This is a genomic window from Microbacterium sp. UBA837 (genome assembly GCF_002296025.1).
Lineage (GTDB): Bacteria > Actinomycetota > Actinomycetes > Actinomycetales > Microbacteriaceae > Microbacterium.
The window spans coordinates 5,822-28,692 of the sequence record NZ_DBHD01000198.1; the positions used below are offsets into that span (position 1 = coordinate 5,822).

Genomic DNA, 22,871 nt, shown 5'->3' on the forward strand with positions numbered 1-22,871 from the left:
GCCGCGCCTCCCGCTGCTGCACCGCAGCCCCCGGCAAGCCCGGAGCCGCCCGCAGCGCCCGAAGAGCCCAAGGCCTAATCCCGCTTGACCCCAGAGGCCCCCACCGCACGGTGGGGGCCTCTCACACGTTCGGCTGTTGCAATCTCGGCCGTTCGCTGACGGCGCAGCCGAGTGATTTGCCTGCCGCAGGATGCCGGGCGTAGCGTCAGCGAGGACGTGTCCGCGGGGACCCGACCGTCCGTTCGGTGGAAGGACCTCCTCGTGCTCTGGACCCTCCTGGTGCGATACCTGCGACCCGCGTGGCCGCTCATCATCGCCGTCATCGTGTTTCAGCTCGCTCAGTCGATCGCATCGCTGCTGCTTCCGACTCTGAACGCTGACATCATCGACAACGGTGTGGTGACCGGCGACATCGCCTACATCTGGTCGACCGGCGGTCTCATGCTCGTCATCTCGCTCGTGCAAGTCGTGTGCGCGATCATCGCCGTGTACTTCGGGTCGCGACTTGCCATGGGAATGGGCAAGAACCTGCGGGCCGATGTCTTCCACCGCGTCGTCGCGTTCTCGCAGCGCGAGGTCGGGAGCTTCGGCGCGCCGTCTCTCATCACGCGCAACACGAACGACGTGCAGCAGGTGCAGATGCTCGTGCAGGTTTCGGCGACGCTGATGGTCTCGGCGCCGATGCTCGCGATCGGCGGGGTGATCATGGCGATTCGCCAGGACCCCGGCCTGTCGTGGCTCATGGCGGTAGCGGTGCCTGTGCTGCTGATCCTGGTCTCACTCATCGTCGTGCGAATGGTTCCCGCGTTCACGGTCATGCAGCAGCGGATCGACCGCGTCAATCAGATCATGCGCGAGCAGCTGAGCGGCATCCGTGTCGTTCGCGCCTTCGTCCGCGAAGACCACGAACGTCAGCGCTTCGACGTCGCGAGCCGCGATGTGATGGCGACAGGACTTCGCGCGGGCAACCTCATGGCGCTGATGTTTCCCGTGGTCATGCTCGTGCTCAATGTCTCGAGCGTTGCGGTGATCTGGTTCGGCGCCTTCCAGGTGCAAAACGACGGCGTCGAGATCGGAACCCTCTTCGCCTTTCTCACCTACATCATGCAGATCCTCATGGGTGTCATGATGGCGACGTTCATGTTCGTCATGATCCCCCGTGCCGCGGTCTGCGCGAAGCGGATCGGCGAGGTCCTGGACACGGAACCCTCGGTTGAGCCTCCCGCCGTCGCCGTGGCAGCCCCCGCGCCGCGCGGCCGGGTCGAATTCTCGCACGTCGACTTCGCCTACCCGGGTGCGCAGGATCCGGTGCTTCACGACATCACCTTCACGGTCGAGCCGGGCACGACGACAGCGATCATCGGATCGACCGGGGCCGGCAAGTCGACGCTCATCGGGCTCGTGCCGCGCTTGTTCGATGTGACGGCGGGGGAGGTGCGTGTCGATGGTGTCGACGTGCGCTCGTACGATCCCGATGAACTGTGGGCGCGGATCGGGCTGGTCCCGCAACGGGCGTTCCTGTTCTCCGGAACCGTCGCCTCGAACCTGCGGTACGGCGATGCCGCCGCCGATGACGCAAGTCTGTGGCGTGCCCTGGAGCTGGCGCAGGCGCGCTCGTTCGTCGAGTCCTTCCCCCTGGGACTCGAGGCACCGATCGCGCAAGGGGGCACGAACGTCTCGGGTGGGCAGCGACAGCGCGTCGCGATAGCGCGAGCGCTCGTGAAGAACCCGCCGATCTTCATCTTCGACGACTCGTTCTCGGCCCTCGATCTGCGAACGGATGCCGCGCTTCGCCGAGCCCTCGACACCGAACTTCCTGACGCTACGCGCCTGATCGTCGCCCAGCGAGTGTCGACGATTCAGCACGCCGATCAGATCGTGGTGCTCGACCACGGTCGGATCGTCGGCATCGGTAGACACGATGAGCTCGTGGGGACGTGCGAGACCTACCGCGAGATCGTCGATTCCCAGCTCTCGGCGGAGGCAGCGGCATGAGCGCGCCTCGTCCCGCTGCAGGTGCAGCTCCCGCGCGCGGTCCGATGGGGGGCGGCCCCATGGGACGCGGGATGGGGATGCCCGTGCAGAAGGCGCAGAATTTCGGCGCGAGCGCGAAGCGCCTGCTCGCGCATCTGCGCCGAGAGAACGCGCTCCTGGTCGTCGTTATCGTGTTGGGCGTCTTTTCGGTGGCACTGTCGGTGATCGGGCCGAAGCTCCTGGGGGAGGGCACCAACCTCGTTTTCGCTGGTTTCGTGTCGCTGCAATTCTCGGATGTTCCCCCGGGGACCACGCAGCAGCAGATCATGGACCAGCTCATCGCGAACGGTCAGCAGGAGCAGGCTGACCTGCTCTCGACGATGACCTTCACCCCAGGTGCGGGTATCGACTTCGCAGCCCTTGGCCAACTCTTGCTGCTCGTGCTCGCCGTCTATGCAGGCGCGAGCCTGTTCGGTTGGCTGCAGGCCCGCATCCTGAACGGCGTCGTCCAGCGCGCGATGCACCGCCTGCGCATCGAGGTCGAGCAGAAGATCCACCGCCTGCCGCTGTCGTATTTCGACCGCGTCCAGCGGGGCGAGCTGCTGAGCCGCGTCACCAACGACGTCGACAACATCGGCCAGAGCCTCCAGCAGACACTGTCGCAGGTCGTGATTTCGCTCCTGACCGTGATCGGCGTGCTGGTCATGATGTTCGTGATCTCGCCGCTTCTAGCGGTCATCGCGCTGGTCACCATTCCGCTGACGATCGTCGTCACCGTCCTGGTCGCGCGCCGTTCACAGGCCCTCTTCGTGACGCAGTGGCGGGCCACTGGCGTCCTCAATGCCCGCATCGAAGAGACTTTCTCGGGGCACTCGGTCGTCAAGGTGTTCGGGCACCAGCGTGAGGCCGAGACCGACTTCGCCGCCGAGAACGAAGAGGTGTACCGGGCGAGCTTCGGCGCGCAGTTCCTCTCGGGAATCATCATGCCCGCCATGATGTTCATCGGTAACCTCGTCTACGTCGCGATCGCGGTCGTCGGCGGGCTGCAGGTCGCCGGGGGAATGCTCTCGATCGGAGACGTGCAGGCCTTCATCCAGTACTCGCGGCAGTTCACACAGCCCCTGAGCCAACTCGGATCCATGGCGAACCTGCTGCAGTCGGGGGTAGCCAGCGCCGAGCGGGTCTTCGAACTGCTCGACGAGCCCGAGCAGACCGACGATCCCGAGCCAGCCGAGACCGTGCCGAGCGACGCGAGCACTCTCGAGTTCCGCGACGTGTCCTTCCGCTATGTCGCCGACACGCCGCTCATCGATGACCTGACTCTGCGCGCGGCATCCGGGAGCACGGTCGCGATCGTCGGACCCACGGGTGCGGGAAAGACGACGCTTGTCAACCTCGTCATGCGCTTCTACGACGTGGATGAGGGCGGCATCCTGCTCGACACCGCGGCGGGGCTTCCAGACGGAGGCCTCGATACGCGACGGATGACGCGCGATGACCTGCGGGCGCGCACCGGCATGGTGCTGCAGGACACGTGGCTGTTCGCGGGCACGATCCGGGAGAACATCGCTTACGGCCGGCCGGAAGCGAGCGAGGAAGAGCTGGTGGCGGCGGCCTCGGCGGCATACGTGGACCGATTCGTCCATGCGCTCCCGGACGGATACGACACCGTGCTCGACGACGAGGCGACGAATCTGTCGGTGGGTGAGCGGCAGCTTGTCACGATCGCGCGAGCCTTCCTCGCTGATCCGCGCATCCTGATCCTCGATGAGGCGACGTCGTCGGTCGATACCCGCACCGAACTCCTGATCCAGCGCGCCATGTCCAGCCTGCGGCGCGACCGGACCTCGTTCGTGATCGCGCACCGTCTCTCGACGATTCGAGATGCCGACCTCATCCTGGTCATGGAAGCCGGCGCGATCGTCGAACAGGGGACGCACGAGGAGTTGCTGCGCGCGCGGGGGGCCTACTGGGCGCTCTACAACGCTCAGTTCGAAGCCCCCGCCGACGAGGGGGCAGAACCGGTCGGACGCGAGTGACTGCACGCCACCACCGCCGCACGTCCCCGCCCCGTGTCTGACGTTCGATTAGTATGTGACGGTCGGTGCCTCGCGCCGGCACCGACAACGACGAGGAAAGGGTCGCGTGGCCGAGGTTTCCGCCCATTCCCGCACCGTTGACCTGGCACGCGATCGCCTCGAGCTCGCCTGGGCCGCGGTGACAGACACGGGCCGTCGGCGTGAGGTCAATCAGGATGCCGTCCTCGCGGAGTTCCCCCTGTTCATCGTCGCCGACGGAATGGGTGGTCACATCGGTGGCGAGATCGCCAGCGCGAGCGCTGTCGAACGCCTCCACGCTGTGGCCGACACCGGCTCCGTCTCCACCAAGGCGATCGAGAAGGCCCTCGCGCGCGCGGTGAAAGACATCGCCGCTCGTCCGGAGGCAACCGACGAGGCGACCGGCACCACCGTGACCGGGCTGTTCCTTGACGTCTCGGGCGCCGAGGCATCCTGGGTTGCCCTGAACATCGGGGACTCTCGCGTTTATCTGCTTCGCGATGGCGCGATTGTGCAGGTCACGACTGACCACTCGGTCGTGCAGGAGCTCGTCGCCTCCGGGCGACTGAGCCCGGAAGAGGCAGAGAACCACCCGTACGGAAACGTCATAACGCGGGCGCTCGGACCCAGTGAGAGCGTCACCCCCGACTACGTCCGCCTCGACGTGGTCGATGGCGACAGGTTCGTCATCTGCTCTGACGGGCTGACCAAGGAGCTCACTGACTTCGGCATCCAGCACTTCCTTGCCGAACATCCCGAGCCGGCGGCGGCAGTTGAGGCGATGCTGGATGCTGCGCTGGAGAACGGCGGGCGCGACAACATCTCGATCGTCGTTGTAAACGTCGCCCGCGTTCCGGGGGCCTGAGGTTCCGTTCCTCCCCAACGCGGCGATCGCTCCGCTCGGGCGCGACGGTGGGCCCGGTAGCGCGATCGCGCCGATCCGGGTGATGGGCTGGGGTGATGCGTTCACCGTCTGGAACCGCGCAGCGCCTGTCCCCCGTAACGAAGCTGCGCGCCCCCGCTCGTGCCGCGACCGGTCTTCCGATCCTTGCGACGGCGGTGCCGGTGCTCGGGGCAGTGGCGCTGTGGGCGGTGACCGGATCCGTGTTGAGCCTGTGGTTCGCTGCCCTCGCGCCGATGATGGCGGTGGCGGGGTTCGGGGACCGCGTGTGGGCGGCACGGCGTGCGCGGCGCCGGGATGATGCTGTAGCCGAGGCGGACTCTGCCTCGCTGAGCGCGGCGATCGAAAAGGAGGTCGTCCGTCGTCGCGACCGTGCATGGCGAGCCTGGCCCGACATCCGCCGGCTCCTGGAGAATCCGGAAGAGGTGTGGCGGGAGGTCGAGGGTCGCCAAGGCCACCTCGTGCTGGGAAGCGGCGACATACCGATCACGGTGGCCGCCGAGCACGTGTCCGACCTTCGGGCTGAGTTCGCGCCCGAGGTCGCCGCGCGAACTGCCGGCACGCCGAACCTGACGATGCCGGATGCCCCCGCGACTGTGCCGCTGCGCGGCAGCCTCGCCGTGGTCGGACCCGAGCCACTTGTTGCTGGGGCGGTGCGCGCGATGCTCGTCCAACTGTGTCTGGTCCATCCGCCAGGTGATCTTGAGATCACCGGGGACCTTCCGGGTGGTTTCTCGTGGGTCGAGGAACTCCCGCATCGGTTCACACCCGGGCAGCACCGGATCGCGCTGGATGTCTCAAGTGGGTGGGACGGCCCCGTCGGGGAGGTTGATGCCTCGATCCTCATCGGGCGGGGAGGTGGCGCCGGAGTTCGGGTTGTGCTCGGTCAGAGAGCTACCGGATCGGCGCACGCGACAGTGGACACCGGTGAAGACAGTCTCGAGATTCGCCCACAGATGCTCTCCGAGTTCCAGGCGAGCCTTCTGGCTCGCTCCCTGCGCGAGAAGATCTCGCGGACAGCGATGGACAGTGGCGAGCTCGCGCTGGACGGTCTGGTCGGGCCGCACCGAGCGTCCGAGCCCGGAGCGGGTGCTCGAAGCCTTGTGAGCGTCATCGGGACCTCGAATGCGAGCGCGTTCTGCCTCGACCTCGTCAGCGACGGGCCGCACGCGCTGGTCGTCGGTACGACAGGCAGCGGCAAGAGCGAACTACTGCGAACGTGGGTCGCCTCGCTGGCCGCGCACTACAGCCCAGAGGATGTGGTCTTCGTCCTCGCGGACTTCAAGGGAGGCACAGCGTTCTCATCGCTCCGGAGACTCCCGCACGTCACCGGTGTTCTGACCGATCTCGACGAGGCTGCGGCAACGCGAGGGATCGAGAGCCTGCGCGCTGAGGTGCGGCGGCGTGAGGGCGTGCTCGCGGCAGCCGGAGTCCGAGATATCGCCGAGGGGGCTGCGGATCTGCCGCGTCTGGTCGTGGTCGTCGACGAGTTCGCCGCGTTACTGAGTTCTCACAGCGAGCTTGCGAACCTGTTCATTGATCTCACCGCGCGGGGAAGAGCGCTGGGCATCCACGTGATCTTGGGCACGCAGCGCGCCACCGGGGTCTTTCGTGAGGCGCTTCTGGCCAATTGTCTGCTGCGCGTTGTTCTCCGGGCCGCCGATGTTGCCGATAGTCGCCTCATGCTCGGAGATGACAGCGGCTGTCGGGTGCCTGCCGGCGTGCGTAGCGCCGGGAGCGCCCTCGTCAGACGCGCGACAGACCACAGGCCGGTGCCGATTCGCGTCGCGCTGGTGGGAGACGAGTTCGTGTCGCGAATCGCTGCCCGCTCCGAGGCCGCACCGGTACAGGCGCCCTGGCTCGAGCCCCTCCCGGTCACGGTGGCACTTCCGGGCGGGAGGAACGACGACACGCTTCTCATCGGGCTCGCCGATGAGCCGCATCTGCAGCGACAGGAACCCGTCGGGATCGCGAGATCAGTTCGGGGCCTGTGCGTCGTCGGAGCCGCCGGATCGGGCGTGACGACTGCGCTGCAGACTGTCGCGGCCCAGATCGGCGAGGTCGAGGCCTGGGTCGATTCCGATGATCTCGAGCGAGCCTGGGACGTCCTGAACCGTGTCGCCGTTACCCGGCGCGGCGCTGTCGTGGTCGATGACGCCGACGCGGTCTTGGCGGCGCTCCCGTCGGAGTACGCCCATGTCGCAGCAGGCCTCCTCGAAACGATAGCCCGCTCGTCCGGGGAGGGACATCCGTTCCTGCTCGGGCTGGAACGTCTCGCGGGGCCGATTGCTCGCGTCGCCGATCTCCTGCCGCATCGCCTGCTGCTTCGCCATTCCCAGCGCAGCGACTACCTTTCTGCCGGCGGGGTGCCGGGCCACTGTGATCCCACAGCTTCGGCGGGTCGAGGACGACTCGACGGGACGCTCGTGCAGGTATTCCAGGCCGAAACTGCTTCTCGAGGGGTGAGGGTGCCGAACGAGTCAACCTGGCGACCGCCGGCCGGACTGACGTGTTGGGTTACGCGCGCCACCCCCGGCGCTGAGCGCATCCAGGAGCAGTGGCTGGCTCGTGACGTGGTGGTCACGGGACCCGATCACGCGCTCGCCGGAGGCAGCCCGCAGGCGCTGGAGCCTGGACGCTCGCTCGTCGTGCGCGCTGAACCCGAGCAGTGGCAGAGGTTCTGGACGACGCTGACCACCCTGCGCGCGCAGGGTCCTCTTCTGGTCGATCCATCGTGTGCGGCGGAGTACCGCATCCTCACCGGGCGACGAGAGCTTCCTCCCCTGTGTCTTCCCGGCGCGCTGCGCGGATGGCTCCTCGAACCCGGGCGGGAGGTCAGTCGGGTGCGGCTCGGATGATGCGGATGACGATCAGAACGCAGGGGAGATCATGCCGACGTCGCGCTCGCCGCCGCGTACCCGCAGGGGCAGCTCTTCCCGCGCGCGTGAGACGTCGGCGGCGCTCAGTGCGCCAGTTCGCTCGAGAAGACGCAGCGCGACGATGGACGAGGCCCGGGCGGAGCCATCGAGCATCTTGAGGGCTACCGTCGTCCCATCCGGCGCGACCATGATCATCACGCCCTCGGCACCCCCCTTCGCGAAGACTCCCGTCTGTTCGATCGCGATGGTGTCGGCCCGTCCTGGGCCGTCAATCGTCCAGGGATGCCGGCGCACTGCCCCGACCAGCGCTGCCGCGTTGCGATGCAGCGCGAACGGCGACCGCTCCGAAGAACCGCCGATCCGGTGCGCTGCCTTGGCAAGGCCCGACAGAGTGAGGGCGAACACCGGAGCGCCGCATCCGTCGATGACCGATGCCTGAACACGCTCGCCGGTCAGCCGCTCGACGAGTTCGCGAATCTGAACCTGCAGCGGATGCTCGGGGTCGAGGTAGGTGGCAAGGTCCCACCCCTGTGCGACGCACGCCGCGAGCATTGCCGCGTGCTTGCCCGAGCAGTTCATACGAAGCCGCTCGGGCTCTCCTCCGGCGCGGACCAGGGCATCTCGTGTCGCCGTGCCGGATGGCCACGCGGGCGGGCACTGGAGGCTCCGCTCGTCCAGCCCGGCAGCGTCGAGAATGTCACGGACCACTGCGACGTGCCGGTCGGTTCCGGCATGGCTGGCGGTCGCGAGCGCCAGCGTCTCGTCAGCAAGCTGCGCGCCCGCGGCAAGGCACGCCAGGGCCTGGATCGGCTTCAAAGATGACCGCGGAAGGATGGGTGCGTCGGTGTCGCCGAGCCGCTCGATGGCCTGACCCTCGGGGTTCAGGACGATCGCCGCGCCGGCATGGCGGGATTCCACGAATCCGCCTCGTTCCACCCGCGCGAGCTCGACGGCAGCAGCAACAGGGAGGGTCTCAGGCACTCGAACAGCCTATCCGGGCCACTGACCCCGAGCAGGTGTCAGACTTGCCCCATGCTGGGTGAACACGACTACATCGTCCGGGCGGAATGGACCGGCAACCGTGGCGTCGGCACGGCGGGCTATCGGGACTATGCCCGAGACGTGACCCTGCGGATCGAGGGAAAGCCGGATCTTCTCGCCTCGAGCGACAAGCCGTTTCGGGGGGATCCATCGCGGTGGAACCCCGAGGATCTCCTCGTCGCCTCCCTCAGCGAGTGCCACCTGCTGTCCTACCTGCACGCGGCAGTCCAAGCGGGTGTCGTGGTCGTCGCTTACCGAGACACCGCTACCGGAGTCATGGTGCAAGACGGTCACGGTGGGGGGAGCTTCCGCGAGGTGACGTTGCATCCGGTTGTGACGGTAGCGGACGAGTCGATGCGGGCCGCCGCCGAGGCTGCGCATCAGCAGGCCAACACGTGGTGCTTCATCGCGAACTCGGTCAACTTTCCCGTCCACCACCGTCCTACGACGCTCGTGGCGGGAATCGACGGTTGAGCCGGGGAGTCAGCGGCGCTCGTGCGGGAGTACCTGCTTGATGCGTTCGATCGGCGACTGGGGCTGAACCTCGTTGTACGCGCCCGCGAGTTCCTGCCCGGACAGCGCGTGGATCGCGGCCATGATCTCATCGGTTGCGCCGCGGCGGGCGCGACCGGATGACGAGTCGCCATGATGGGACAGATCCAGCGGCTGACCGAACTTGACAGTGATGCGGTGCTTCGGGGAGGGCATCGTGGCTCCCTTCGGCATGACCTTGTCGGTGCCGATGAGCCCCACGGGAACAACGGGTGCGCCGGTCTGGAGCGCCAGGAAGGCGACCCCCGTGCGCCCCTTGTAGAGGCGTCCGTCCATCGAGCGCGTGCCCTCCGGATACAGCGCGACGGCGCTTCCCTCCTCGAGAAGAGCGCGCTGCTGCTCCAGGGCGTCGAGGGCTGCTTGACCTGCACCGCGGCGAACGGGTATCGCGCCGATGGAGGTGAAGAACTGCCGCGAGGCCCATCCTGAGAAGCCCGAGCCTTCGAAGTAGCTCGACTTCGCCAGGAAGTGAACCCGCCGCGGCGCGCCGACAGGGATGGCGATCGAGTCGATGAACGAGAGATGGTTGCTCGCGAAGATGACTGGTCCGCTTCGGGGCACCAGATGCTTGCCCTCGACACGGGGTCGATAGATCAGGCGGGCAAGCGGCGTGATCACCGTACGTCCGAGCGCATACGTGATGCCCATGCGGCGACGGGTCGTGTTGCCGTCGGCGGGGGGCTCCGCGTTCGTGCGAGCGGTGGGTTCGACGGTCACCCGTCGAGGTTACCGTCGGTTTCATTCCCCGATCGGAATGGCGCCGGGCTCGCGATTCCCAGGAGAGACAGAGGAATTGTGCGAAAGGATGGGGGCTCCGCCCACAGCAGAGGACCATTGTGCGCTCACGTTCCCTTCTCGCCCTGACCGTCGCCGCGACCGCGGCCCTTCTTCTGGCAGGCTGTACTTCCGCCTCCGAGAGCGACCCAACGGCATCCACCGCCGGCAACGGCGGACTGTGCGCCGCAGCTGCCGAGTCCGGCCCGGTTTCCGAGTCCGTGACGGTGGAGGGAGACTTCGGAACAGTTCCTACCGCATCCTTCTCGACACCGATCGCCGTTGACGGGATGCAGCGGTCCGTCGCCATCACGGGCGATGGAGCGGCGCTGACAGACGGCGCATATGTTTCGTACGCACTCACCGTTTTCGACGGTGACACGGGAGCGCAGGTGGATTCGGCCGGATATGACGACTCTGCCCCGCTGGCCCCGATCCCGGTGGAAGCCGGCACGGGCATCGACGAGTTCTTCGGATGCGCCACGCAGGGTTCGCGGATCGTTCTGGCAGTTCCGGGGCAGGGTGAAACAGCGGCGCAGATCTATGTGCTGGATGTGCTCGAGGTGACGCCAGCTGATCAGTGGTGCCAGGTCGTGGACGCTGACACGGCCATGCCGACCGTCACGTTCGACGAGAGCGGTGCTCCCGCCATCGCGATCCCGGCATCGGACCCGCCCAGTGGTGTTGTCGTCGACGTGCTCACCGAAGGTGACGGCGCTGTCGTCGAGCCCGGCGACAGCGTCACGGTGAACTACACCGGGGTGAAGTGGAGCGATGGGAGCGTCTTCGACTCCAGCTGGGAGAAGGGCTCTCCCGCGACGTTCCAGACGACACAGGTCGTGTCCGGCTTCCAGCGGGCGCTCGAGGGGCAGAAGGTCGGCTCGACGGTCCTCGTTTCGATGTCGCCCCTGTGTGGATATGGCGAAGCGTCGGTGACCAACACCAATGCACTGGCAGGCGAGACGCTCGTGTTCGTCGTGGAGATCATCTCCAGCGAGCCTGCGGCCGGCTGAGAGCTACCCTGGCGCGGCGCATCGCGAGGCCCTCGATAGGCTGAGCGCATGCGCCGCGTCATCATCCTTGGTTCCAGCGGCTCGATCGGCACGCAGGCCCTCGATGTGATTCGGGGGAACCGAGATCGCTTCGATGTCGTGGGTCTGGCGACCGGGAGCCAACGCGACGTGCTCGAGGCGCAGGCCCGCGAGTTCGGTGTCGAGAGTACGGCTGTCGGCATCCACGAGGCAGAGCAGCTGGTCCGTGACGTCGAGGCCGATGTCGTGTTGAACGGCATCACGGGTTCGGTTGGCCTCGGCCCGACCATCGCGGCTCTTGAGGAGGGGCGAACTCTCGCGCTCGCCAACAAGGAGTCGCTGATCGTCGGAGGAGAGCTGGTCACCGCGCTCGCGCGTCCCGGCCAGATCGTGCCGGTGGATTCCGAACACTCGGCTATCGCGCAGGCGCTGCGCTCGGGCGAACGGTCAGAGGTCCGCCGACTCGTGCTGACCGCATCGGGCGGGCCGTTCCGGGGCCGCTCCCGTGATGCGCTGCGGACGGTCACACCCGCCGAAGCGCTGGCACATCCGACCTGGAACATGGGGCGCGTGGTGACCACGAACTCGGCGACCCTGGTCAACAAGGGACTCGAGGTGATTGAGGCGCACCTGCTGTTCGACGTGCCGTACGCGCAAATCGAGGTCGTCGTGCACCCGCAGTCGGTCGTCCACTCGATGGTGGAGTTCAGTGATGGCTCCACGATCGCCCAGGCATCCCCGCCCGATATGCGTCTGCCGATCTCGCTCGGTCTTGACTGGCCGCATCGCAGCGCTGGAGTGGGCCTCCCCATCGACTGGAGCACCGCGACCACCTGGAGCTTCGAGCCGCTTGAGGACACGGCCTTTCCGGCAGTCGAGCTGGCAAAGCGTGTGGGTCGCGCCGGCGGAACGTATCCGGCGGTCTTCAATGCTGCAAACGAGGTGGCTGTGGATGCCTTCCACGACGGGAGGATCGGATTCCTCGGCATCCTCGATACCGTCGAGCGGGTCGTCGAGGCCCACGAGCCCCCCGCCGCCCTGACCCGAGAGAGTCTTGCAGACGCTGAAGACTGGGCGCGGCGCACAGCGGCCGAGCTCCTGTAGCTCGCCTCCTCGTCGCGCGAACCCACAGGTCTCGGCGCGAACCCACAGGAGTCGCGCGCGAGAACGTGGGGGTTCGCGGCCGGGGGTGTGGGTTCGCGCCCAGAGGGGGTGCCCCTATGTCTTTCGTCAAGCGCCGATCGACGATTTCTGCCTTCCGCTGGGCAGGCTTTCGACCGGTGAAAGTTCGTGGGTCTGAAAGAGGTCCAGAGGAATGCTGATCTGGAAGGTCGGGGGAAGTGTGATTGCCGCCGGATGTACGTGGTGTTGGCCCACTATTTGTTCCGATCGTGATGGTCTGGATTGAACGTGTTCGCGGTGGGAGGCGAAACGCCCCACTGCTCAGTGCGTTGGAGGGTCGCCGGCATCGGAAGAGCGGATCTGGCTCGGGTCGCTCGGCCAGATCACTCGCAGCACGTTGATCACGTCCTCGGGGGCGGTGCCAGTGGACTCGGCGTCGGCGATCAGATCCCGTATGCGTCGTATGACCGATCGCGGGAGCACCGCCGCGGACTCTGCGACGCGTGTGCCCGCGGCGGTGCGGGTGACGACGAGACCGTCCTGCTCGAGTAGCTTGTAGGCCTTCGCTGCGGTGCCGGGGGCGACTCCCAAATCGCTCGCGGTTTGTCGAACGGTCGGTAAGCGTTCGTTTGCTCCTAGTTGCCCAGAAACGATGAGTCCCCGCAATTGCCGGTAGATCCCCATCGCTGGGTTCCCCTCCTCCGTCGAAGACAGGATCGGATGGGTTGTCACAGTGCAGCACCTGCGCTTGTCGTATGGTCGACTGCCTCCGTCGAGGGAACTGTGGTCGAGTGGTTGCGGCGGCGCAGTCGGCTCGCGACCAGCAGCAGAAGGACGAAGGCTGTGATCTCGAGCGCAGGAGCGAGCCAGCCCCCGGCGGTGGCGAGCTCGGCGTAGCGCCAGGCCGCTTCGTAGGGTGCGCCTTCGTTCTCGCCCTCGATAACCAGCTGGGAGATTGATCCCGAGCTTGCGATGAATCGCCATGCGCCGCCTAACGCGAGCAGCATTCCTGCTGTGGCAATACGCACGATTCCAGTTGCGATCTCGCGGCGCTCGAACCGCTCGAGACCGACCGTCTCCGGGCGGATGTATGGACGTGCGGCGTTGCAGCGGAGCGCCGCCCAGGTGGCTATCGACAACGCTGCGAGGCAGATGAGGACGGGAACGCCATAGGCCCATCCATAGAACCAAAGACGGATCGGGTCGATGGTCGACTCATTCGGCACGGGTATCTCGAGCCAGACGTAGCGACCCTCCCCATCAGGCGATGAGGCCATGCCCGCCGCGAGTGTTGTCGCGAGCAGCAGAAGCAGAACGATCCCTGCGCCGACGATTCCCCAGTGTGGCCCAAAGCTCACCCACGTGCGCCGGTCAGCGAGCACTACCGGAATTTCGGAGCGTGCCGTGCCGCGAGAAGCGATGAAGACCAGCGCAATGGCTATCCCGAGGAATGCGCAGAAGACAGGCGTCGCGAATCGCCACCATGACACGACGTCGGCAAGGTTTAAAAGGTAGCCCCGTACGACATTCTCGGTCGCGAACAAGACGATGACGGCTACGGCCGCAACTCCGAGAACTCGATGCTCGGGCTCGTATCTGGATGCCACGGAACGACCCGGAGCTTCAAACGGTGCTGACGAAGGTCGTTGGTCAGCACCTGCCCTCTTGGTTGCGAGGATGCCGACGGCAATGACCAGTGCGATCGTCAGAGAGATCAATGGCAATGAAAGAGCCGCAGCCACGACATCTAGCACGCCAATTGAGGTGAATCTGTCCCACGTCATCTGAACTCCGCTCGTATCTTGTGTCACATGTCTATCACAAGTTGTACCGATGGCAAGATACAAGCCCGGCGGAATCGTGGACGAGGACGAGAATGCTCTTCGGATTCGCTCTTAGCTCAGGCCGCCAGTCGAGCGGCGGGCGCTAGGTAGAGGGTGCCGTCTCGGAGCATGGCGTAGAGCACGTCGGAGCGGCGTCGGGCGAGAGCGAGGAGGGCTTGGTTGTGGCGTTTGCCTTGGGTGATCTTGCGGTCGTAGTAGGCGCGTGAGTCGGGGTCGCGGAGCGCAGCGAATGCGGAGAGGAACATCGCGTTCTTCAGCACCTTGTTTCCACGTCGCGACGAGTACTCGCCGCGGATGGATGACCCGGATCTTCGGGTGACGGGGGCGAGGCCCGCGTAGGCGGCGAGGTGTCCGGCGGTGGGGAAGTGCTTGCCGGCGACTTCGGTAAGGAGTCGAGCTGCGGTCCTGACGCCGACTCCGGGCATGCTCGTCAGGACGGGCTGAAGAGGGTGCGCATCGACCAGCCTCTCAACCTCCGCCGCGACATCGTCACGCTGCTTCCGCAACGTTGCCAGCTGTGCAGCGAGGCGTGGGATCACGAGCGCCGCCGCGTTGGTGCCAGTGACGACCACGGACTGCTGGTCGAGCGCGGTGGTGATCTCGTAGGCCCAGTCTCGGCCCTTGCGGGGCGCAAGTTTCAGCATCCGCGTCGCGATTCGCTTCTCGCCCGCTGCGCGCAACTGCGCCGGTGACGGCCACCGTTGCAGCAAGTCGAGAATCGCGGGGTGATCCAGTCGCGGCCCGATGGCGCGTTCCAGCGCGGGGTGGATCTGGGTCAGCAGTCCGCGGACGCGGTTGCCGACTTGGGTGATCTGGGCGGCGAGGTCGTCGTCGAATCCGCAGAGCATCGCGAGCTCGGCAACCTGTTCATCCGTCGCCTGGATCGAGCGAAGCGTGTGCGGCATTGTCCGTGCGGTCTCCGCGATGATCGCCGCATCCCTCGCGTCGGTCTTGGCCTCGCCCGGGTGCAGATCTGCGATGCGTCGCATCGCAAGTCCCGGTAGATATCCGACCAGGGCGCCCGCGGCTTGCGCAACCGCGATCGGCAGCGCGCCGATCGTTGCCGGCTGATCCACGATCAGCAGCACGATACCGTGCTTCTGCAGGTCGGTGAGCACCGCGCGGAGTCTGCGCTCGTCATTCGGGAGTGCCCGGTCGTAGAGCTTCTTGCCGGTGCGGTCGAGAGCGACCGCGTGATGCTCGCCTTTCCCGACGTCGAGACCGACGAACACGTCGACCTGGTCGTAGTTCGCAATCTGGGTGACCACTGCTCCTCCGTTTCGCTCGGGTTGACAGCTGCGACGGTGCGTCTCGGCATCCACGTTACGAACGACCTCGAGCGTGCTCGGGCCTGGCCCCTATCAGCGATCACCCACCGCCAACCAGGCTCGGTGACAACACCCCCCGGATCATCGAGGACAGGGGGGACCAATCATGCCGAGCCCGGCAGGCTGCCACCGCCCAGCATGCTCACCGAACGGCTACAAAGAAAGTAACGAGGGGGAGGGGCGGTCAGTAGGTCATCAGGCCCCGGGCGCGGAACTGGCCGCGCACGCGTTCGATCAGCTCTGGCTCGGGGGCGCGGGTTTCGGCAAGGCTGTAGGCGCGCCCCAGGCGGTCCCACTTCGATGCGCCCATCTGGTGGAAGGGGAGAACCTCGACGCGCTCAACATTCGACCACCGCGAGACGATCTCGGCGACGGCGTCGACGTTGTCTTCGGCGTCAGTGAGTCCAGGCACGAGAACGAAGCGGATCCAGGTGGGAAGCCCCCGCGCGGCAAGGCGGTCACCGAAGTCGATCGTCGGTTGCAGCTCGCGTCCAGTGACCGTGCGGTAGGTCTCGGGGATGCCGGATTTCACGTCCAGCAGCACGAGGCTCACGTCATCGAGCATCGCGTCGGACGCGTTGCGGCCCAGGTAGCCCGACGTGTCGATGGCGGTGTGGATGCCTTCCGCTGCCGCTTCGTGGAGGATGCGGGCAACGAAGGCTGACTGCTGCAGCGGTTCGCCGCCCGAGATTGTCAGTCCGCCGCCGGTGGCCCGGAATACACCGGCGTAGCGGCGGATGCGTGTGACGATCTCGGCGAGTGTGGTCGGCGTTCCATCCTTCTGGAGCCACGTGTCGGGGTTCTGGCAGTACTGGCAGCGCAGGGGGCAGCCGGAGAGGAACAGCGTCATCCGGGTACCTGGCCCGTCGACGGCGGTGACGAGCTCCCAGGAGTGGACGCTTCCCATCTCGCCGGCGCGGGCCGCCTCGAGACGCGCGTGGTGCGTCTCGAGGCGGCCCGCGTGGACCGCCGGCTGCGGAAGCGCGACGGCGGCCATGTCACACCCCCGCGTGGAAGGTGCGGCTGATCACGTCGAGCTGCTGCTCGCGGGTCAGTCGGACGAAGTTGACGGCGTAACCCGACACCCGGATGGTCAACTGGGGGTAGTTCTCCGGGTTCTCCATCGCGTCTTCGAGCGTTTCCCGCGTGAGGACGTTGACGTTCAGGTGGTAGCCGCCAGCTGCCATCTGCGCATCCAGGAGCCCGACGAGGTTCGCGACCCGCTCGTCCGCGGTCCGGCCGAGGCCTGCGGGGACGACGGTCGTGGTCAGCGAGATGCCGTCCTGTGCCTGGTCGAAGGGGATCTTGGCGACGGAGAGGGTAGCTGCCAGCATCCCGTGCGTGTCTCGACCGTTCATCGGGTTCGCTCCCGGTGCAAAGGGGGCTCCGGCGCGGCGCCCGTCGGGGGTGTTGCCGGTGGCCTTGCCGTAGACGACGTTCGAGGTGATCGTCAGCACGGACTGGGTGTGCACGGCATCCCGGTAGGTCGGGTGCGAGCGCAGCATCTCCATGAATTCGGTCACAAGCTCCCGTGCAATGTCATCGACACGGTCGTCGTCGTTGCCGTACGTGGGGAACTCGCCCTCCACGACGTAGTCGGTGACCAGGCCGGTCTCATCGCGAACCGGGGAGACCCGAGCGTACTTGATCGCCGAGAGGGAGTCCGCCGCCACCGACAGCCCTGCGATACCGCAGGCCATCGTGCGCAAAACCTCCCGGTCGTGCAGGGCCATCTCGAGCCGCTCGTACGCGTACTTGTCGTGCATGTAGTGGATGCAGTTCAGTGCGTCGACGTAGGTTGCGGCAAGCCACTCCATCAGCGTGCGGAACTTGCCGCGCACGTCGTCGTAGTCCAGCACGTCGCCGGTCACGGCCGGCATGACGGGGGCTACCTGCTTGCCGGTGACCTCATCACGGCCACCGTTGATGGCGTAGAGAAGAGTCTTGGCGAGGTTCACCCGTGCACCGAAGAACTGCATCTGCTTGCCGACGCTCATGGGCGAGACGCAGCAGGCGATGGCAGCATCGTCTCCGCACAGGCCCCGGATGAGGGCATCCGACTCGTACTGGATGGAGGACGTGTCGATCGAGACCTTCGCGCAGAACTCCTTGAACCCGCGGGGGAGGTCATCCGACCAGAGCACCGTCAGGTTGGGCTCGGGTGCGGGGCCCAGGTTGTACAGCGTCTGCAGGAAACGGAACGCGGTCTTGGTGACCAAGGTTCGCCCGTCAACGCCCGTGCCCCCCAGCGACTCGGTCACCCATGTCGGGTCGCCGGAGAACAGGGCGTCGTACTCGGGCGTGCGCAGGAACCGCACGATCCGAAGCTTGATGACGAGGTCGTCGATGAGTTCCTGCGCTCCCGTTTCGTCGAGGATGCCGGCCTCCAGGTCGCGCTGGATGTAGACGTCCAGGAACCCGGTGTTGCGGCCGAAGCTCATCGCTGCGCCGTTTTGCTCCTTCACCGCGCCGAGGTAGGCGAAGTAGAGCCACTGCAGCGCTTCGCGGGCGTTCGCGGCGGGACGCGCGATGTCGTAACCGTAGGTTGCTGCCATCCGGGTCAGCTCCTGCAGCGCGCGGATCTGCTCGGCGTTCTCTTCGCGGCTCCGGATGATGTCCTCGGTCGAGAAGTGCATGTCGAGCTCGGCGTGTTCAGCCTTCTTCGCGTCGATCAAGGCGTCCGTTCCATACAGTGCGACCCGGCGGTAGTCGCCGATGATGCGGCCGCGGCCATAGGCATCCGGAAGCCCCGTGATGAGGTGGCTGCTGCGTGCCCGGCGGACGGCGGGCGGGTAGACGTCGAACACGCCGTCGTTGTGGGTCTTGCGGTAGGTCGTGAAGATCTTCTCCAGATCCGCCGGCACGTCGTAGCCGTAGGTCTCCAGGGCACCCTTGACCATCCGCCATCCACCGTTGGGCATGATGGCCCGCTTGAGCGGGGCGTCGGTCTGCAGGCCGACGATCAGTTCGTCGTCACGAGCGATATAGCCCGGTGCGTGCGAGGTGATCGTCGAGGGCGTCGTGGCGTCGACGTCGTACACACCGCGCTCACGCTCTGCGGGGAACATCGCGGTCAGTGTCTGCCAGACTCGCTGCGTCCGTTCGGTTGCCCCAGCCAGGAACGAGGCGTCACCGCTGTAGGGCGTGTAGTTGCGCTGGATGAAGTCGCGGACGTCGATGGCGTCCTGCCAGGGGCCGGCGACGAATCCGTCCCAGGCTGCGGGGATCGCGTCTGCCTGGTCGACGGGGGTGGGGGTTACGGTGCTCATGGTGACGCATCTCCTTCGTGGGTGTCGAAGTGTGGGTCACTCGTCTCGGCGACGGATTACGCCGCCGCGGGAGTGCTTCTGACACCGACGCTAGACCCGCGAAGGAACCCCGTCGGAAAGATGCACGAATCCCTACATCCATGTGGTCTGACCACACACATGTTTGTGGTCAGACCACAAGTGGTCAGCTGCGCTTGCGCCCGAAGATCAGACCGAACAGCAGGAGCACCACGATCGAGCCGATCAGCGCGAACACCCAGCCCGAGAAGTTCCAGAACGTCGTGTAGACATCCAGTCCGAACAGCCCGGCGATCCACCCGCCGACCATCGCGCCGAGCAGGCCCAGCAAGATCGCGACGAACCAGCCGCCGACCTGTTTGCCGGGAAGGATGATGCGGGCGATGATGCCCGTCAGGATGCCGAGAATGGCGAAGGCGAAGAAACCCACGGGACGGTCCTCTCGAGTCGGGCGAAGCGGGGTCAGTCGGGGTAGGGAACGGGCCAGCGTGGCTCGGGCACCGGCCAGCCGGCCTCGCGCAGCGCGCGGCGCGACAGCTCGCGCGCCGAGTATGGCGTGCGGACGCCCCGGATGTCGCGGTAGTCCTGATGGCCCGGCCCTGCCCAGAGGATCGCGTCGCCGTCGCCGACGAGCGCGACAGCCTCGACGATCGCCCGCTCGGGCGGCGAGTACTCGTAGATCTCGGCATCCGGACGCGCTCGCCGTGCACCCTCCAGCAAGGTCGCCCGAATCGAATCCGGGTCCTCGAATCTCGGGTGGTGGTCGGTGATGACCAGGATGTCGCTGCCCTCGACCGCGGTGCGGCCCATGTCGTGGCGTTTGCTCTTGTCACGGTCACCATCGGCGCCGAAGAGCATGAGCACGCGCCCCGGCGTGACGCGGCGGACCGCGGCGAGCGTCTTCTCGAAGGCATCGGGGGAGTGGCCGAAATCGACGTAGATCGCGGGACCAGTGGGGCCAGAGACGAGCTCGGTTCGACCGGGCAAGTACGCGCGGATGACGTCATTGTCGAGGGCCCGCGTGATGCGTTCCCAGTCGTAGCCGGCCTCGAAGATCATGACGATCGCCTGGGCGGCGTTGGCGGCCATGTGGCGCCCGATCACCGGCACCGTCGTGGACAGCGAGCGACCTCCGGGACCCGACAGGCGGAAACGTGTGCCGTCGGGCAGTTCGTCGAGGATCTCGACAGTCCAGTCAGCTGCTGCTGCCGCATCCGGGGCGGCGGCGATCGCGGGGGTTCCGATCGTGACGTAGGGCACCTCGCAGGCAGCGACGACGTCGGCGCCGGAGGCCGAGTCGAGGCAGATCACGGCTCGGCGCGAGCGGTCGGGGCGAAAGAGCGGGAGCTTGGCCTGAAAGTACTCAGCCATATCGGCGTAGTCGTCGAGGTGATCGTGCGAGAGATTGGTGAAGCCCGCAACGTCGAACACGATCCCGTCCACACGTTGGCGGCTCAGGGCCTGGGCGCTGACCTCGATGGCGACTGCCTCGACGCCGCGCTCGCGCATGAGGGCGAGCAGGGCATGCATCTCGTAGGCCTCGGGAGTGGTGAGGCGGGACACGATGACATCGCCGGCGATGTGGCGTTCGGCGGTTGATGAGAGTCCGGCGGTGACGCCGAGCTGCGTCAGGATGCCCTCGAGCAGGTGGGACACGCTCGTCTTGCCGTTCGTGCCGGTCGTGCCGAACAGGATCGGAAGCGTGTCGTTCGGCCCGGTCGCATAGACCCACGCCGACAGGGCGCCGAGGCTCCCGCGGGGGTCGGGGACAACGATCGTCGGCAGGCCGCTGGCCAGGGCACGCTCGCGACCCGCGGCATCCGTGACGACAGCGACGGCTCCTCGTGCCGCGGCATCGGTCGCGAACTCCGCACCGTGGCGCGTCCCGCCCTGGACGGCGACGAACAGGTCGCCGGGGCGAAGGTCTGCGGTCGCGAGGGTGAGACCGGTGACGGATGCCGAGGCGTCGGTGTCCGCATCCTGATCGCCGCCGCCGACGCGCTGCTCGATCGGTGCTCCGAGGTGTGCCGCGAGGTCCGCGAGGCGGTGCGCGGGCGGGTTCTGCGGCCGGAGCACGGGCGGCAGGTTCGCGGGATCTGTCGTCATGGCGCCTCCATCTTCTCACCCGCGCACTGGGCTGACTCAAAGGCAGAGCCGATAGCGTGGCGGCGTGGATGTGGTCGCCTTCATCGTCGGTGTCGTCGTGCTCGTTGTGGGCCTGGCGGTGTCGATCGCGCTGCATGAGATTGGGCACCTCGTCCCCGCGAAGCGATTCGGGGTGCGCGTCGGCCAGTACATGGTCGGTTTCGGACCCACGCTGTGGTCCCGTCGCCGCGGCGAGACCGAGTACGGCGTGAAGGCGATACCGCTCGGCGGCTACATCTCCATGGCTGGAATGTACCCACCCTCGCCGGCTGCGCGCGCTGCAGACGGCGGAACAGTCTCGGGACGTGCCGGGGGCGGCTTTTTCGCGACGATGGTGCAAGATGCCCGCGCGGCGAACGACGAAACACTCGACGGCGCCGACGACGACCGCGTCTTCTATCGGCTGCCGGTCTACAAGCGCGTGATCATCATGCTCGGTGGTCCGCTCATGAACCTGGTTTTCGCGGTCGTTCTGATGACGCTTGTGCTCAGCGGCATCGGTGTGCAGACCGTGACGAACACCGTCGCGTCGGTGAGCGCCTGCGTCCCCGCCGAGGCTGGCCAGGAATGTCAGGCCGGCGATCCGCCGTCACCGGCGGCGGCAGCAGGCATCCAACCCGGCGATGTCATCGTGTCGGTGGGTGGTCAGGAGGTCTCTGATTTCGCCACGGCAGCTGCCCTCATCCAGGCAGCTCCGGGCCAGAGCGTACCGATCGTGGTCGACCGCGACGGCCAGCGTCTCACTCTGTCGGTGACACCCGACACCGTGACCCGTCAGGTCGTCGATCAGGACGGGCAGCGTGTCGAGAACCAGGTCGGGGTCATCGGCGTCACCGGGACTCTTGACTACGTGCGTCAGCCGATCTGGTCAGGCCCCATCGCTGCGGTTGACAATGTCGGAACCGTTGCCGGGATCATCGTGCAACTTCCTGTCAAGGTCTACGAAACGGCGGCGACGCTGGTGACCGGTGCCGAGCGTGATCCGAACGGGCCGCTCAGTATCGTCGGCGCCGGGGCGATCGCGGGAGAGGTCGCGGCAACCGACGCCCCGGTCGTCAATCGCATCGCCGTGATCCTGTCGCTGCTGGCGTCGCTGAACATCGCGCTGTTCGTGTTCAACCTCTTGCCACTTCTCCCCCTGGATGGTGGTCACATCGTCGTGGCGCTGTGGGGCGGCATCCGCAACTGGTGGGCGCGGATTCGCGGGCGTGCTGAACCGGCCCCGATCGACGCGACCAGACTCGTGCCCCTGACGTTCGTCGTGGTGATAGCCCTGATCGCGATGACCGCGGTCCTGATCATCGCCGACCTCGTGAACCCCATCCCGCTCTTCGGCTGAGCGAGTCGCGCGGCCGACGCGCCGCGGGGATCACTCCGGGGCGAGGGCCCACTCGATGAGCTGATGCAGGGTCGACATGCCGTCGCGCGAGAGGATCGATTCGAGGTGGCCCTGCACCGAGGCGAATCCGGTGCCCCGAAGGGCGTAGACGTCGCCCGTTGCCGGATCCGCTGCGATCTCCACACCGGCAATCGTCGTTCCCGAAGCGCAGCGCGCCGTGAACGTGTTGTAGAAGCCGATCGAGGCGGGCTGCCCGAAGATATCGACGGTCAGCTGCAGGCCCTGGTGGGGTTGCGCGAGCGGAGCGAGGTCGATGCCGAGCTCGCTGGCGAGGATCTGATGGCTCAGACACACCGTCAGCAGCGGTGCCGATGCCGCGCGGCGCCGCGCGATGATTTCTCGCAGCCGGGCCATGCGGGCCGACGAGGGATCCAGCGGGTCGCCGGGGCCGGGGCCCGAGACCAGCAGCTCCGCCGCGCCGATGTCGTCATCGGTAACGGCATCCCACGGCACAATCGAGACGTCGAGGCCGAGGTGGCTCAACTGGTGCGCGAGCATCGTCGTGAAGCGGTCTTCGGCATCGATGACCAGCGCGCG

General features: G+C 66.8%; 18 protein-coding genes. 8 read left to right on the forward strand and 10 right to left on the reverse strand.

The genetic code is table 11. The annotated features are described in order from the left end of the window. Positions 1-261 precede the first annotated feature (261 nt). From B3587_RS14170 to B3587_RS14185, 4 genes are all read left to right on the forward strand, one after another. On the forward strand, positions 262-1,995 hold the full coding sequence (locus B3587_RS14170) for an ABC transporter ATP-binding protein (RefSeq protein ID WP_228177669.1): 1,734 nt from the start codon (positions 262-264) through the stop codon (positions 1,993-1,995). Then, positions 1,992-4,013 (forward strand): ABC transporter ATP-binding protein, encoded by a 2,022-nt coding sequence (locus B3587_RS14175; RefSeq protein ID WP_292729829.1) that lies wholly within the window; start codon positions 1,992-1,994, stop codon positions 4,011-4,013. The genes B3587_RS14170 and B3587_RS14175 overlap by 4 nt, the downstream gene beginning before the upstream one ends. A 106-nt stretch (positions 4,014-4,119) precedes the next feature. After that, the gene (locus tag B3587_RS14180) at positions 4,120-4,896 is read left to right on the forward strand and encodes a PP2C family protein-serine/threonine phosphatase (RefSeq protein WP_292729832.1); all 777 of its coding nucleotides are present in this window, start codon (positions 4,120-4,122) and stop codon (positions 4,894-4,896) included. A 95-nt stretch (positions 4,897-4,991) separates the two neighbouring features. Then, complete coding sequence (locus tag B3587_RS14185) at positions 4,992-7,790, forward strand: FtsK/SpoIIIE domain-containing protein (protein ID WP_292729835.1); 2,799 nt, start codon at positions 4,992-4,994, stop codon at positions 7,788-7,790. A 12-nt stretch (positions 7,791-7,802) separates the two neighbouring features. On the opposite strand, the gene B3587_RS14190 is transcribed toward B3587_RS14185, so the two are convergent. Next, a complete protein-coding gene (locus B3587_RS14190; protein WP_292729838.1) occupies positions 7,803-8,792 on the reverse strand; it encodes an asparaginase in 990 nt (329 codons plus the stop codon). A 51-nt stretch (positions 8,793-8,843) separates the two neighbouring features. Between B3587_RS14190 and B3587_RS14195 the strand changes: the two genes are divergently transcribed. Next, positions 8,844-9,326 carry an OsmC family protein gene (locus B3587_RS14195; RefSeq protein WP_228177673.1) on the forward strand — a complete coding sequence of 161 codons (483 nt, stop codon included), beginning with the start codon at positions 8,844-8,846 and terminating at the stop codon, positions 9,324-9,326. Positions 9,327-9,335: 9 nt separating this feature from the next. Here B3587_RS14195 and B3587_RS14200 read toward each other — a convergent pair whose 3' ends face one another. Continuing rightward, positions 9,336-10,052: a lysophospholipid acyltransferase family protein gene (locus tag B3587_RS14200; RefSeq protein ID WP_228177825.1), complete on the reverse strand. Its 717-nt coding sequence runs from the start codon at positions 10,050-10,052 to the stop codon at positions 9,336-9,338. Positions 10,053-10,240: 188 nt separating this feature from the next. Here B3587_RS14200 and B3587_RS14205 point away from each other — a divergent pair, with 188 nt between their 5' ends. Further along, positions 10,241-11,191, forward strand: coding sequence for an FKBP-type peptidyl-prolyl cis-trans isomerase (locus tag B3587_RS14205; protein WP_228177674.1), 951 nt, complete (start codon positions 10,241-10,243; stop codon positions 11,189-11,191). A gap of 48 nt (positions 11,192-11,239) precedes the next feature. Beyond that, complete coding sequence (gene dxr / locus B3587_RS14210) at positions 11,240-12,313, forward strand: 1-deoxy-D-xylulose-5-phosphate reductoisomerase (RefSeq protein WP_292729842.1); 1,074 nt, start codon at positions 11,240-11,242, stop codon at positions 12,311-12,313. 339 nt (positions 12,314-12,652) lie between these two features. Here dxr and B3587_RS14215 read toward each other — a convergent pair whose 3' ends face one another. The 7 genes from B3587_RS14215 to B3587_RS14245 form a co-directional block, all read right to left on the reverse strand. Then, the gene (locus B3587_RS14215; RefSeq protein ID WP_228177835.1) at positions 12,653-13,015 is read right to left on the reverse strand and encodes a GntR family transcriptional regulator; all 363 of its coding nucleotides are present in this window, start codon (positions 13,013-13,015) and stop codon (positions 12,653-12,655) included. A gap of 44 nt (positions 13,016-13,059) precedes the next feature. Continuing rightward, positions 13,060-13,938: a hypothetical protein gene (locus tag B3587_RS14220; RefSeq protein ID WP_228177810.1), complete on the reverse strand. Its 879-nt coding sequence runs from the start codon at positions 13,936-13,938 to the stop codon at positions 13,060-13,062. Between the two features lie 293 nt (positions 13,939-14,231). Next, the gene (locus B3587_RS14225) at positions 14,232-15,431 is read right to left on the reverse strand and encodes an IS110 family transposase (protein WP_228177836.1); all 1,200 of its coding nucleotides are present in this window, start codon (positions 15,429-15,431) and stop codon (positions 14,232-14,234) included. A gap of 256 nt (positions 15,432-15,687) precedes the next feature. Continuing rightward, entirely contained in the window at positions 15,688-16,500 is an 813-nt protein-coding gene (pflA, locus tag B3587_RS14230; protein ID WP_228177676.1) for a pyruvate formate-lyase-activating protein, read from the reverse strand. A 1-nt stretch (position 16,501) separates the two neighbouring features. After that, positions 16,502-18,772 carry a formate C-acetyltransferase gene (gene pflB / locus B3587_RS14235; RefSeq protein ID WP_228177677.1) on the reverse strand — a complete coding sequence of 757 codons (2,271 nt, stop codon included), beginning with the start codon at positions 18,770-18,772 and terminating at the stop codon, positions 16,502-16,504. Positions 18,773-18,956: 184 nt separating this feature from the next. Then, positions 18,957-19,220 carry a GlsB/YeaQ/YmgE family stress response membrane protein gene (locus B3587_RS14240; protein ID WP_228177678.1) on the reverse strand — a complete coding sequence of 88 codons (264 nt, stop codon included), beginning with the start codon at positions 19,218-19,220 and terminating at the stop codon, positions 18,957-18,959. Between the two features lie 32 nt (positions 19,221-19,252). Beyond that, positions 19,253-20,896, reverse strand: a complete 1,644-nt coding sequence (locus tag B3587_RS14245) for a Mur ligase family protein (RefSeq protein ID WP_292729848.1) — start codon at positions 20,894-20,896, stop codon at positions 19,253-19,255. Positions 20,897-20,960: 64 nt separating this feature from the next. Here B3587_RS14245 and B3587_RS14250 point away from each other — a divergent pair, with 64 nt between their 5' ends. Further along, positions 20,961-22,274: a M50 family metallopeptidase gene (locus tag B3587_RS14250; RefSeq protein WP_292729851.1), complete on the forward strand. Its 1,314-nt coding sequence runs from the start codon at positions 20,961-20,963 to the stop codon at positions 22,272-22,274. 30 nt (positions 22,275-22,304) lie between these two features. On the opposite strand, the gene B3587_RS14255 is transcribed toward B3587_RS14250, so the two are convergent. Then, on the reverse strand, positions 22,305-22,871 hold a 567-nt coding region (locus tag B3587_RS14255; protein ID WP_292729854.1), incomplete at its 5' end, for an aminodeoxychorismate/anthranilate synthase component II.